Genomic DNA, 13694 nt, shown 5'->3' with positions numbered 1-13694 from the left:
CATCGCTGCCCTGGTGGACAGCGGCAGGTCGAAACGCGGCGATCCGGCCGCCCTCACCCGGACCCACACGGCGCGGTGGACGGGGCGGCCCCGCGACACCTCAGGCCGCTGTGGTCGCATGCCGGTTGCGCACCTATCGCATCGCCCGCTGACTCCTGTCCGTTCAGCAAAGAAGGAGGACCCCGTGGTGGGGCGCGAAAACAAACCCGGTCACGCCGGCTCACTCATCGCGGTCGTCGGCATGGCATGCCGGCTTCCCGGCGATGTCGACTCGCCCGGCACCCTGTGGCGGCTGCTCGTGGAGGCGCGCGACGCTGTCGGGGAGCCCCCGGTCGGCCGAGCACGGTTGCAGACGCCGCACGGTCGGCAGAGCGTGGTCGAGCCTCTGCCCCAGTGGGGCGGGTATCTGCGTGATGTGTCCGGCTTCGACGCGGACTTCTTCGGGGTCTCCGGTAAGGAGGCAGACGTTCTGGATCCCCAGCACCGGCTGCTGCTGGAGGTGGCCTGGGAGGCGCTGGAGCACGCCGGACACGCGCCGGAGCGGCTGGCCGGGACGTCGACCGGACTGTTCGCGGGTCTGAGTTACACCGACTACATGGAAGGCCTCGCCGGGCAGCGCCGGGAACTGGAGGGCTCCATCCTCACGAACGGGCACTGCGTGGCGGCGGGCCGGATCTCTTACCTGCTGGGTCTGCACGGACCGTGCGTCGCCTTGGACACCGCTTGTTCCTCCTCCCTGGTGGCAGTGCACCTGGCGTGCCAGGCCCTGCGAGGCGAGGAGTGCGATCTCGCCCTGGCGGGTGGTGTCACGCTCAACCTCGGGTCCAGGACCACGATGTCGTTCGTCAGGATGGGGATGCTCTCACCCACGGGACGCTGTCGCACGTTCGACGCCGCGGCGGACGGGTTCGTGCGCGGTGAGGGCTGCGGCGTTGTCGTCCTCAAACGCCTCGCCGACGCGTTGCGCGACGGCGACCGCGTGCTCGCGGTGGTGCGCGGCACGGCGGTCAACCAGGACGGGCGCTCCGACGGTCTGGCTGCCCCGTCGGTCCTCGCGCAGCAGGCGCTGTACCGGCAGGCGCTCTCGAGGGCCGGAACCGATCCCCGCGAAGTGGGGATGATCGAGGCGCACGGGACCGGGACACCGGTCGGCGATCCGGTCGAGTTCTCCAGCCTGGCCGAGGTCTACGGTGTGGGCCAGGGCCGTTGCGCGCTCGGATCGGTCAAGACGAACATCGGACATCTGGAGCCGGCCGCCGGAGTTGTCGGGTTGATCAAGACGGTGCTCTGCCTCCAGTACGGGCTCATCCCACCGAATCTGCACTTCAACCGTTGGAACCCGGCCATCGTCGCACAGGGAACGCGCCTCTTCGTCCCCACCGAGCTGAGCAGCTGGCCCACGCAGACAGCCTCCCGGCTGGCTGCGGTCTCCTCCTTCGGGTTCTCCGGAACCAACGCTCACGTGGTGCTGGAGCAGGCGCCACCTGTGATCGCGAATCACCACGTCGGCGCGCTGGAGCGGCAGGTGTCCGTCGCCAACCGCCCGCGGGTGCCGGCGCAGCGCAGTGCCTCGTCCGAGGTCTTCCTCGTCCCAGCCGGATCGCCGAGGGTGCTGCCCGCCGCTGCCCGGCGGCTCGCGGACTGGCTCGAGGGCGACGGAGCCGCCGCCCCGCTGCGCGACATCGCCCACACGCTTGCCCTGCGACGCTCGCTCGGACGCGGCCGCCTCGGCGTGGTGGCGGACTCGCACCGCGACCTGATCCGCGCCCTGCGCTCGTTCGAGGCCGGACAGGCCCATCCGGGCGTGGTGTGCGGGGCGGTGGGAGCCGGGATCAGTCGTCGTCCGGTATGGGTGTTCTCCGGGCAGGGCTCGCAGTGGCCGGGTATGGGACGCGGTCTGCTGCGGCACGAGCCGGCTTTCGCCGCGGCGCTGGCCGAAGCCGACGCGCTGATCGCCGTCGAAGCCGGATTCTCCGTCCTCGACCTGATCCGCGCCGCAGAGCCGGTCGAGGGAAGCGGACGCGTACAGCCGGTGCTGTTCGCCCTGCAGACCGCGCTGGCTGCGACGTGGCGCGCCCATGGCGTCGAGCCGGCCGCCGTCGTCGGCCATTCCATGGGCGAGGTCGCGGCCTCGGTCGTAGCCGGGGCCCTGTCGCTGGCTGACGGAGTCCGCGTGATCTGCCGGCGATCCGCCCTGCTCACCCGGATCGCCGGGTCCGGCGCCATGGCGACGGTCGGCCTGGACCCCGCCACGGTGGAGCGCGAACTCTCCGACCTGGGCCTCGCCGGATCCGTGTGCGTCGCCGTCATGGCCGCACCGGGCTCGACGGTCGTCGCAGGCACCCCCGGTGAGGTCAGGCGGCTGGCCGCCGCCTGGCAGGCCCGCGGCATCCCCACGCACCTGATCGCCGTCGATGTCGCCTCGCACTGCTCCCAGGTGGACCCGCTGCTGGCCGACCTCACGACCGCCCTCGCAGACCTCGCCCCGCGCCGGCCCGTCGTCCCCTTCTACTCGACGGTCCTGGACGACCCACACAAGACTCCGCTCTTCGACGCCGCGTACTGGCGCGACAACCTGCGCCGCCCGGTCCGATTCGCCTCCGCCATCGCCGCCGCCGCGGCAGACCGGCACCAGGTCTACATCGAGGTCTCCCCCCACCCCGTGGTCACCCACGCCGTCTCGCAGGGCCTCGCCGGTCTCCTCCACGACCCGGTCGTGCTGCCCACCCTGCGTCGTGACGAGGACGAGCTGATCACCTTCCGGACCCAGCTCGCGGCCCTGCACTGCGCCGGAGTCGAGGTCGACTGGTCCCACCTCTACGCCGACGCGAACCTCGCTGACCTGCCCTCCCTCACCTTCAACCGCCGACACCACTGGGCGGAGAGCGCCGGGGCCACCCCTCGCGGCCCCGGCGCCTCCGGTACCGCCCTGCCCGGAGCGCACACCGAAGTACCGGGCGCACAGCTGCGCCACTCCTGGCAGGCGGACACCGGAACCACGGCCCTTCCGTGGATGGCCGACCACCGCGTCCACAACGGTGCGGTCCTTCCGGGGGCGGCGTACAGCGCCCTGGCGCTGACCGCCGCCTGCGAGGCCTTCCACGCCGCGCCGTACGAGGTCGAAGCCGTCGACATCCACTTCCGCGAGCTGATGTCCCTCGCCGACCACACCGACGTCCGTACGGTCGTCACCCAGCTCACTCCCGATCGCGCCGACTGCGCCATCTTCGGCCGCAGCGAGGACGGTGCCTGGGTACGCCATGCCGATGCAGTACTGCACCGCGTCACCGCGCTCCCGCCGGCGCCGACCGCGTCCGTGGCCGAACTGGCCGCGGAGCACCCGGTGATTCTCGATCCGGCCACGCTGTATGCGAGCCTGCGCACCCGGGGCCTGGAACACGGTCCCGCTTTCACAGGCATCACCGACCTGCACACCTCACCGCTAGGCGACAGCTTCTGGGCCCACGTCAGAGTTCCGGCGGCGGCGCAGACGGCGCCGCACTCCCTGCGGATCCATCCGGTCCTCCTCGACCTCTGCGCGCAGCTCGTGGTGGCCGGCTTGATCCGGGAACCGGGCCAGGGGCTGGTCCTGCCGGTACATGTGGACGGGGTGCGGATCCTCGCCGACCCGGCGACCGCAAGGTACGGCCACGCCCGTATCTCCCAGAGCGACGCGGACAGCATCGTCGGAGACGTGCTGCTGCTCGACCAGGACGGCAGGACCGCGGTCGCCGTCGACGCCCTCCGGTTCCTCCGGCGCCGCGCGGACGCCGCCGGCGACCGGTGGTTCCTCGAGACCGGCTGGCACTCCCTCCCCCGTCAGGAGAGGACGAGCCCGACCGCCGCAGGGAACTGGCTCGTCATCGGTGAGGCGGACGGCTCCGCCCGGAAACTCGCCGACGCCCTGCACTCCGAGGGAGCGACCGCCGACGTCCTGGACGCCCCGGTCAGCGCCGCCCCTCTCGAACGGCTCAGGAAATCCCTCGCTCGGCGATGGGCCGCCCCGGTGCCGCCGCCCCGGGCCGTGGTCCTGGTCTGCGCACCACCCAGGCCCGGACAGGCCCCCGACATGACCGCGTTTCGACGCGCCCGGCGGTTGCTCGCTCTCGCCCAGGCCGCCGCCGTCCACTCCGAGCCCCCACGCCTGTACGCGGTCACCCGCGCCGCCCGGAGCCTTGAACCGGGTCAGCCGCCCGATCTGGCCCAGAGCGCTCTGCGTGGACTCGTCCGTGTCCTGGCGCACGAACACCCGGACCTGCGAGCCACGCTGGTGGACGCCGATCCGGCCGACGCCGGACTGCGCGGCGTCGCGCGCGAGCTCCTCGCCGGGGCTCCCGAGGACGAGGTCGCCCTGCGCGACGCCACCCGCCACATCGCCCGCCTGGCCTACGCCCCGCTGTCGGACGGCGAACGTGCGACGGTCACCACCCGCACCGTCAGCTACGGTGCCGACCGGTTCCAGCTGCGGGCCGCCCGCCTCGGCGACCTCGATGCACTGGAACTGTCCGCGACCCCCCGACACGCCCCGGGACCAGGTGAAGTGGAAGTGCGGGTACAGGCCGCAGGCGTGAACTTCCGCGACGTGCTCACCACCATGGGTCTGCTGTCCACCGACGAGGAGGCCGGGTACCGCATCGGATTCGAGTGCGCGGGCGTGGTCACCGCAGTCGGGCCCGAAGTCCGGCACGTCCGTCCCGGGGACACCGTGCTTGCCGCAGACCTGCGCGGCGGCGCCTTCGCCTCGTACACCACCGTGCCGGCGGCCGCCGTCGCACCGATCCCCGCTGGGGTCGACCCGACCGCGGCGGCAGGGCTGCCCACTGCGTTTCTCACGGCCTGGTACGCCCTACGACACGTCGGCCGGCTCAGCGCAGGGGAACGGGTCCTGATCCACAGCGCCACCGGAGGAACCGGTCTGGCGGCCATCGCGGTCGCGGCCCGCCTGGGTGCCGAGGTGTTCGCCACTGCCGGCAGCGACGAGAAGCGCCAGTACCTGCGTGACATGGGAATCCAGCACGTGATGGACTCCCGGACACTGAACTTCACCGAACAGATCCGGGCCGCCACCGCCGGACAGGGTGTTGACGTCGTCCTCAACTCGCTGTCCGGCCAGGCGATCCGGGCCGGGCTGGAGACCCTGCGGCCCTTCGGCCGGTTCGTCGAGCTGGGAGTGCGGGACATCCTCTCCGACGCACCGCTCGGACTGGCGCCGCTGCGGCACAACATCACCATGAGCACGGTCGACCTCATCGAATTGCAGCACGCCCGACCCGGCACCTTCGCCACGGTGCTGCGAGAAGTCCTCGACGAGTTCGACCGGGGCCGCCTGGCGCCGCTGCCATACCGGACCTACCCGCTTGCCCGGGCCGCCGACGCGTTCCGCCTCATGGCCGGAGCCGGCCATATCGGAAAGCTGGTGCTGACCGTCCCGGAGGACGGAGAGACCACCGCGACGCTCCGAGAGGCGCCCTCCCCGGTCCAACCGGACAGCGCCTACCTCATCACCGGCGGCCTGCGCGGCGTCGGCCTCGCCACCGCCGAATGGTTGGCCCGGCAAGGCGCGCACCATCTGGTCCTCAACGGCCGTACACCGCCCTCCGCAGTCGCCGAGCAGATGCTCACCCGGCTGCGCCAGAGCGGCACTCGGATTACCGTCGTGCTCGGCGACATCGCGGAGCAGGGCACCGCCGACCGCCTCGTGGCCGCCGCCACCGACGACGGCCTGCCGTTGCGCGGCCTCGTCCACGGCGCCATGGTCCTCGACGACGCCGCGATCACCAACATCACCGACGGCCAACTCGAACGAGTGTGGCGGCCGAAGGTCACCGGAGCATGGCGCCTGCACGAAGCCACCGCCGGACTGGCACTGGACTGGTTCGTCCTGTACTCCTCCATGGCGTCCCTGCTCGGCAACCCCGGCCAAGGCGCCTACGCCGCCGCCAACGCCTGGCTCGACGAATTCGCCGCCTGGCGTACCGTTCGCGGTCTGCCCACACTCGCCGTCAACTGGGGCCCTTGGGGCGAGACCGGCGTAGCCACCGGCTTCGCCGCCCGTGGCTACCGGACCATCCCCACCGAAGCGGGCTTCCAGGCCCTCGCCACACTGCTGGTTCACCACCGCGTACGCACCGGCGTCATCCCCGGCGAACCCGACACCTGGATCCCCCCAGCCGGGCGGCGGTCCTCCTTCTTCGACCTTCTCACGCACCACGGACAAGGCGAAGGGGGCGAACGAGCCGTCACCCGGGACATCCAGGCCGAGCTCAGATCCATCGAACCCGGACTCGCCCGCAGTACCGCCCTGGAGCACTACCTGGCCGAGCACATCCGCGTCGTGCTCCGGCTCGGCAGCACCACCCTCGACCCCCAGACCCCCCTGAAGGCACTCGGGTTCGACTCGCTGCTCAGGATCGAACTGCGCACACGCCTGGAATCCGACCTGGGCATCAAACTCGCGAGCGACTTCGTGCAGCAGCACCCGACCCTGGCAGCGCTGGCCGCCGGCCTTGCCGAGCACATGGGGCTGCAGCTCCACACCAACGACAGCCCGTAGCTCTCCGGTGACCGGCGACCCGGGCGTCCCCGAGGCGCGCGGTACGCACCCTCACCCACCCGAAGGGCACTCGCAGGCCCGGGAGAGGCGACCACAGAGACACCTCTCGGGACACTCCACCGACCAGAACGGCGACCAGGCAGGGACCATGAACATGAGTCAGAATCGCCCTCATCCCGATCAGAGTCGGCCTGTCCCCACGCGACTGATTTCGGCCGCAGTCCCCCCGGAAAGGCCGGACACCCCGATTGTCGCCGCGGACCAACCCGGCACCGGGAACTGCGATGGCGAGCGGCGACGCACCGTGACCTTCATCCCGCAGCCCGAGCACGTTTGCCGGACACGCCACATGGTGACGGCAGTGCTGCGGAACTGGCGACTGGACCACCTCCGACACACTGCCGAGCTCGCGGTGAGCGAGTTGGTGACCAACGCGATCCAGCATGCCTCCAATCAGAGTCCGATCACCGTCACGGTCGAACACGACGAGCAGTGGCTGTCGATAGCCGTGAGGGACCACTCCGTCGGCCTGCCCCGGACCCGCCGCGCGGCCCGTCATCACGAGAACGGGCGCGGCCTGCTTCTTGTCGGACTCCTTGCTGATTCATGGCGCTGCGAAGCCCACTCCGATGGAACCAAGACCGTCTCGTGCCGACTGCATATAAGCAGTCCCGACCGGGCGGAACCTTGCGTCCCGCCGCGACGCCAGAGCCAAACGACCCACACCGGCGACCGCCACTGCCATCCGCCCCGTGGCGGCCCCCCGTGCTCCGCATAGCCTTCAGCGGGGGACGGCCACGCAGGCGGTGGGGGACAGGACCCCTTCGGATCGGCCAGTGACTTCGTGCGGATGATCCGTCAGCTCGAGGACCGGATCGCTGCGTAGCGCGGCACCGATGGACTCTTGAGGGAGCTTGGATGTTCGCCAGAGAGGAATACCTGGAGGCGTGCGCCTTGCGCCGTCAGGGGTGGTCCATCTCGGCGATCGCCCGAAACCTGGGACGCGACCGCAAAACGGTGAGGTCCTACCTCAGCGGCGAGCGCTTTGTAGGCGTCCGAGGCTCCGGCAGGGTCGAGTTTCTGTGGTTCTTGCCATACTGCCGACAACGCCTCGCGGATGATGCGCACCTGCCAGCGACCGTGCTGTTCAACGAGATCGTCGAGCTGGGCTACGCGGGCAGCTACCCGACCTTCACCCGTGCTCTGCGCAAGAACCAAGTGCGGCCGCTTTGCGTGCGATGCCACCGTAACCCCCGCAGGGACGGCACGGCTACCCCGCACCCGGCAGGCGAAGAACTGCGGTTCAACTGGATCAGGCTTCCCGACCCACCCACGGAGTGGGGCTGCAGGAGCCACGCCCACCTGCTGGCGGGCTCGCTCACGCACGCGGGCCGCTGGCGTGGAGTGCTGGCGGAGAACGAGGAGTTCCCGCAGCTCGTGGAAGCCGTGGACAGACTGCTCAGGCAGCTGGGCGGCAGCTGCGGACTCTGGCACTTCGATCGGACGCCGGTGGTATGCCGTCCGGCAAACGGCGGGGTGACGCCGAGGTTCGCCGACGTCGCCAAGTACTACGGTGCCAGTGTCGGATGCCCACCGGACCGAGGCGATCCGAACGACTCGGTGGACGAGGCCTGCCGCTCGGCCATCCACGACTGGTGGCGCACGGTGGGCGAGGACACCCGCGTCCAAGTCGCGCAGAACAGCCTCGACAGGCTCGCGGTGTCGATGGACGGTAGCCATCCGGAAGCCCGCGACACGACCGGCGCGGCCACCCGTCCGAAGGGGCTGCTGGATCTGCCGGTCACGCCCTACCCCGCCCTGGTCCGTGCCATCCGCACGGTCAACGCCGAGGGGCTGGTCTCCTTTCGCGGCAACGTCTACGCGGTCTCGCCCAGCTTGTCCGGCGCTGTCGTGGAAGTTCGTCGGCGCCTCGACGATCCGTACCTGTCGATCGCCACGACGCGCGGAGCGGTCATAGTCCGCCACGCCCTGGCACCGCGAGGGGCTGGACTGACGGTGACCGGACCCGGCCACGACATCGTCCTGGAGCGTCCGACACACGCGGTTCGTGCTGACACCACGCCCTGTCAGTGGAAAGCTCACCGTCCGCCCTCTCCGGCGGCCTTGGCGATAGCCGCCGCCCTGCGCTTCGTTACCAGCTCCTCCGCCACCGGCATCAACCGCCGGGCCCACCCACCAGTCCCGCCACCCGTGTGATCTTCCCCCGCCGAGCGGCAGGTGCTGATTACTGAGGGTTTCGTCCTGTTGAGCGGCGGGCCGCCGGGGTCTCGAGGGATCCGGCGGCGGTGATCACGCGGTGTCAGACGGTTCGCAGGGCGATGGTGAAGGACAGCCGGTCGGGGTCGACCCCTGACTCAGGGCGTGTCCTGGCCTTTTGGGTTGAGACGCTGCTCCAGGCAGAACAGGTGCGCGACTGACACCAGGGTGGCGTTTGGTGGAATCCGTCGTAGCTCCGGCCCTCGTAGTCGCCCAGGCCCAGAGCCTGCTCCATCTCCCGGTAGTCGGTCTCGGTGTGCCAGCGGCTGGTGGCGTTCGTGCTGCCCGCATACGCACCCGAGCTGAACGCGGTCGAGCACCTGTGGGCCAACGTCAAACGCAGTCTGGCGAACCTCGCCAGCATCGCCCTTGACCGGCTCGAGGCCCTCGTCCGTAGCCGCCTCAAGCAACTGCAGTACCACTCCGACGTCCCCGACGGCTTCCTCATCGGGGCCGGTCTCTCTCTCGATCTCCCACCGCCATCACCCTGAAGCGCCGAGGTCAGTACTCTTCGTTGTCCTCGTCCTGGTAGGACTCGAACTGCCACCAGAGGTCGAGGCGGTACGTCTCCAGGACCTCCTGGTGGGCGGCCAGGACGGCCTGACCGTCCCCGGGCCCGTCGGCCAGGGCGCGGAGCAGCGCCGCCTGCTGCGCGGCGGCGAGCCCGCGGCCCCGCCAGGACACCCGGACCGCGTACACCCCGGTGCGGGGCAGGTCCAGCACGCCCGCGATCTCCGGACTGGAGGCGCGGACCACGAGCATGCCGGTCGGGCTGTCGAGCAGCGAGGCGGTCTGCCCCTCCGGTGCCCAGTCCGCCTCGGTCGCGGGCGCGGGCCCGTCCCACACCCGCAGGACGAGTTCCACCGGTGACGTCCGCTGCCGGCTGTGCAGGTACAGCTGCGGCCCGCTGCTCGCGGCGACGGTCTCGCGGGCCCGTTCGGCGGCGATGCCGTCCGGCAGGTAGGCGTCGGAGTCGTAGATCTGGACGAGTCCGTGGTCGGGCGTCGCCGTGGTGCGGAACTCCTGTGCGGGCGTCATCGGTCGGCCTCCTCGGTGCGGTTCGGCGAGCGGGGGTCCCCGCATGGCACGGGTCCCGGCCGAACCGGTCTGCTCCCTTTCGAACTACCCGGTGGGAAACCAGGTCTGACGGGCGGTCCGGTGTCGGCAGGCCCCCGGCATTGGCCGGCTGTTCACCCGACGCCCCCAGCGCGAGGAACACCCGTACGGCAGAGTCGTACCCGATCTGACTCAGCCGGACCTCAAGGCACTGTTGTGCGTGTGACAGAGGGAGGAACTGATGTCCGGAATGACCCGACGCAGGCTGCTGGGCTCGGTGGCCGGGGTGGCGGGCGGAGCGGCGGCGATGAGCCTGCTGCCGCCGAGTGTCCAGCGGGCGGTGGCGGCCGGGGTGCCCCGGCGCGGCTCGCTGCGGGACGTCGAACACGTCGTCATGCTGATGCAGGAGAACCGTTCCTTCGATCACTACTTCGGGACGCTGTCCGGGGTCCGCGGCTTCGCGGACCCCGACGCGCTGCGGCTCGACAACGGCCGTCCGGTCTTCTACCAGCCGGACAGTGTCAACCCGGACGGCTACCTGCTGCCGTTCCACCTCGACACCCGTACCACCAGCGCACAGGCGATCCCGTCCACCAGCCACGCCTGGTCGGTCCAGCACCGGGCCTGGAACGGCGGGAAGATGGACCAGTGGCTGCCCGCACACCGCGCGGCCGACGGCGTCAACGGCCCGTATGTGATGGGGTACTACACCCGCGACGACATCCCGTTCCAGTTCGCGCTGGCGGACGCCTTCACCATCTGCGACAACTACTTCTGCTCGGTGCAGGGCCCGACCTGGCCCAACCGGCTGTACTGGATGACCGGTTCGATCGACGCCGACGGCACCTGCGGCGGCCCGATCATCCAGAACGCCGCCCCCAAGCCGCTGACCTGGAGCACCTACGCCGAGCAGCTGGAGACGGCGGGCGTCAGCTGGCGGGTCTACCAGGAGACCGACAACTACGGCACCGACATGCTGTCGCTGTTCGAGAACTTCCAGCAGGCCGGGCCGGGCGATCCGCTCCACGACAAGGGCCTGACCGCGCAGCCGGCCGGGACCTTCGAGGACGACGCCCGGGGCGACCGGCTGCCGGCGGTCTCCTGGATCCTGCCGACCAGCTACCAGTCCGAGCACCCGGACTACCTGCCGGCCGCGGGCGCCGACTACGTCGCCGCCAAGATCGAGGCGGTCGCGTCGAATCCGAAGGTCTGGGCGAAGACCGTCTTCATCCTCAACTACGACGAGAACGACGGCCTCTTCGACCACGTTCCGCCGCCGGTGCCCGAGGCAGGTACACCGGGCGAGTTCGTCGGCGGACTGCCGGTCGGCGGCGGCTTCCGGGTGCCGTGCATCGTCATCTCGCCCTGGACGGTGGGCGGTTGGGTCGCCACCGAGGCCTTCGACCACACCTCGGTGCTGCGGTTCCTGGAGTGCTTCACCGGCGTCCGGGCGGCCAACATCACCGACTGGCGCCGCGCGACCTTCGGCGACCTGACCTCGGCCTTCCAGTTCCACCACGCCGCCCAGCAGGCCCCGCGGCTGCCCGGCACCGCCGATCAACTCGCCCTGGCCGAACGGGAGGTGGCGACCCTGCCGCCGCCCGTGCTGCCGGGCGCGGGGCAGCACTTCCCGCACCAGGAGCGGGGCCACCGCCCGCGCCGTCCGGGGAGGTGAGCGGCCGGGCCCCGGCGGGCCCGGCTACGACCGCGCGCGGGTGACCGCGACGAGCAGGACGACCAGCGAGCACCCGACCGAGCCGCAGGCGGTCGTGGCCGGCGCCGGGCCGGTCGGGGTGTCCGCGCGGGCCGACGGCACCAGGGAGGCCGCGGCGACGGAGGAGGCGGAGACTCCGGCCACCAGCCAGGCCGGCACGACGACCTGAGGCCGCCGGCGGTCGCCCACCGGAGCTGACGCGGCGTCATGACCGCACGGCCGCCGCCCGGTCCGGGCATCCGCGCACGTGAACCGGCCACCCGGGGCGCTCGCGAGGGGATCCGGCCGATACCGTTGGACGGGTACGGCCGCGTCGGCCGGGGCGGACCTGGGAGGAACACGTGGGCGGGAACGGGATGCCCTCGCGGCTTCCGCAGCTTCGACTGGACGAACTGCTGGCGGAGTTGCAGGCCCGTATCGACGACGTCCGCGGCACCCGCGACCGGGTGCACGGCCTGCTGGAGGCGGTGCTCTCGGTCGGCCGGGAGCTGGACCTCACCCAGGTGCTGCGCCGCATCGTCGAGGCGGCCGGGGTGCTGTCCGACGCCCGCTACGCCGCGCTCGGTGTGATCGGACCCGACGGGCACACGCTGTCGCAGTTCCTGACGGTCGGTCTGTCGGAGGAGGAGATCTCCGAGATCGGCCCGTACCCGAGCGGCAAGGGGCTGCTGGGCGAGCTGATCCGCCACCCCGAACTGCTGCGGCTGACCGACCTCTCCGCCCACCCCGTCTCGTACGGCTGCCCGGCGCACCACCCCGAGATGCGCACCTTCCTGGGCGTCCCGGTCCGGGTCCGCGAGGAGGTCTTCGGCAACCTCTACCTCACCGACAAGCGCGGCGGCCAGGAGTTCGACGCCGACGACGAGGCGCTGATCTCGGCCCTGGCCGTCGCGGCGGGTGTGGCGATCGACAACGCCCGGCTGTACGAGGAGGCGCAGCGCCAGCAGCGGTGGCTGCGGGCGAGCGCGGAGATCACCCGCAGCCTGCTCTCCGGTGCGCCCCGCCAGGAGGTGCTGGCGCTGATCGCCGAGCGGGCCAGGGAGATCACCGGCGCGGAGCTGGCGGATCTCACGGTCCCGGCCGGGACGGGGGAGCTGCGGGTCGAACTGGCCGTCGGCGGCGGCAGTGCCGGACGGCTCGGGCTGACCGTTCCGGTGGACGGCACGCTCTCCGGCGGGGCCTTCACGGCGGGCTCCCCGGTGACCACCGGGGACCTGGCCGGTGACCCGAGGTACGCGGCGGGGCCGCGCAGCTCCGACGGCCTGAGCCGGTTCACGGGGCTGGGCCCGGCGGTGGCGGTGCCGCTGGGCACCGCGACGGGCAGGGTCCAGGGCGTACTGCTGCTGGCCAGGCCAGCCGGCCGGCTGCCGTTCGGCACCGAGGAGATCGGTGCCCTGCTGGGCTTCGCCGACCAGGCCGCGCTCGCCCTCGAGCTCGCCGAACGCCGCCGGGACGCCGAGCAGTTGGCGCTCTTCGAGGACCGTGACCGGATCGGCCGCGATCTGCACGACCTGGCGATCCAGCGGCTGTTCGCCACCGGTATGACGCTGCAGGGTGCCGCGCGGCTGATCGAGCAGCCGGGCGCCTCGGAGCGGGTCGTCCGGGCGGTGCAGGACCTGGACGAGACCATCAAGATCATCCGATCGACGATCTTCGGCCTGCGGGCCAGGGACGGCGAGGACCGAGGGCTGCGGGCCCGGGCGGCCCGCGCGGTCGCCGAGGCCAGGTCCACCCTGGGGTTCGCGCCCCGGCTGAGCATGGAGGGACTGCTGGACACCGATGTGCCGCCGGCGGTCGCCGACCAGGTGATGGCGGTCATGGCCGAGGCACTCAGCAATGCGGCCCGGCACGCCCGCGCCACCCGGGTGGAGGTCACCCTGCAGGCCGTCGGCGGCGCGGTGGTCCTCTCGGTCGCCGACAACGGCGTCGGCCTCGCGGCGGACGGTCACCGCAGCGGTCTGCGCAACCTCGGCGAACGCGCGGACCGACTCGGCGGCACCTTCACCCTCGACACCCCGGCCGACGGCGGCACCCGGCTCCGCTGGTCCGCACCGCTCACCCGGCCCTGAGCCGCCCGCCGGGCACCCCGGCCGG

The 13694-nt window shown here is 71.7% G+C and carries 8 protein-coding genes; 7 read left to right on the top strand and 1 reads right to left on the bottom strand.

What is annotated here, in order from left to right:
* The first annotated feature begins 184 nt into the window (after window positions 1–184).
* From UK12_RS04115 to UK12_RS04105, 4 genes are all read left to right on the top strand, one after another.
* The gene (locus UK12_RS04115; protein WP_197084544.1) at window positions 185–6553 is read left to right on the top strand and encodes a type I polyketide synthase; all 6369 of its coding nucleotides are present in this window, start codon (window positions 185–187) and stop codon (window positions 6551–6553) included.
* Between the two features lie 148 nt (window positions 6554–6701).
* Complete coding sequence (locus UK12_RS44925; RefSeq protein WP_082119279.1) at window positions 6702–7331, top strand: ATP-binding protein; 630 nt, start codon at window positions 6702–6704, stop codon at window positions 7329–7331.
* A 140-nt stretch (window positions 7332–7471) separates the two neighbouring features.
* Window positions 7472–8770: a Mu transposase domain-containing protein gene (locus UK12_RS04110; protein ID WP_045299589.1), complete on the top strand. Its 1299-nt coding sequence runs from the start codon at window positions 7472–7474 to the stop codon at window positions 8768–8770.
* Between the two features lie 329 nt (window positions 8771–9099).
* The gene (locus tag UK12_RS04105; RefSeq protein ID WP_197084542.1) at window positions 9100–9321 is read left to right on the top strand and encodes a hypothetical protein; all 222 of its coding nucleotides are present in this window, start codon (window positions 9100–9102) and stop codon (window positions 9319–9321) included.
* 10 nt (window positions 9322–9331) lie between these two features.
* Here the strand turns inward: UK12_RS04105 and UK12_RS04100 are convergent, their stop codons facing one another.
* Window positions 9332–9868 carry a hypothetical protein gene (locus tag UK12_RS04100; RefSeq protein ID WP_052681507.1) on the bottom strand — a complete coding sequence of 179 codons (537 nt, stop codon included), beginning with the start codon at window positions 9866–9868 and terminating at the stop codon, window positions 9332–9334.
* 259 nt (window positions 9869–10127) lie between these two features.
* Between UK12_RS04100 and UK12_RS04095 the strand changes: the two genes are divergently transcribed.
* The 3 genes from UK12_RS04095 to UK12_RS04085 all read left to right on the top strand — a co-directional run bounded on the left by UK12_RS04095 (window position 10128) and on the right by UK12_RS04085 (window position 13669).
* Window positions 10128–11561, top strand: coding sequence for an alkaline phosphatase family protein (locus UK12_RS04095; RefSeq protein WP_045299585.1), 1434 nt, complete (start codon window positions 10128–10130; stop codon window positions 11559–11561).
* A 40-nt stretch (window positions 11562–11601) separates the two neighbouring features.
* Window positions 11602–11769 carry a hypothetical protein gene (locus UK12_RS39360; RefSeq protein ID WP_156178521.1) on the top strand — a complete coding sequence of 56 codons (168 nt, stop codon included), beginning with the start codon at window positions 11602–11604 and terminating at the stop codon, window positions 11767–11769.
* Between the two features lie 172 nt (window positions 11770–11941).
* Complete coding sequence (locus tag UK12_RS04085; protein WP_045299582.1) at window positions 11942–13669, top strand: GAF domain-containing sensor histidine kinase; 1728 nt, start codon at window positions 11942–11944, stop codon at window positions 13667–13669.
* The last annotated feature ends 25 nt before the right edge of the window (window positions 13670–13694 follow it).

It is taken from the genome of Saccharothrix sp. ST-888, from assembly GCF_000955975.1.
Lineage (GTDB): Bacteria > Actinomycetota > Actinomycetes > Streptomycetales > Streptomycetaceae > Kitasatospora.
The sequence above is the reverse complement of the archived record's forward strand: the minus strand, read 5'-3'. Positions and strand labels throughout refer to the sequence as shown.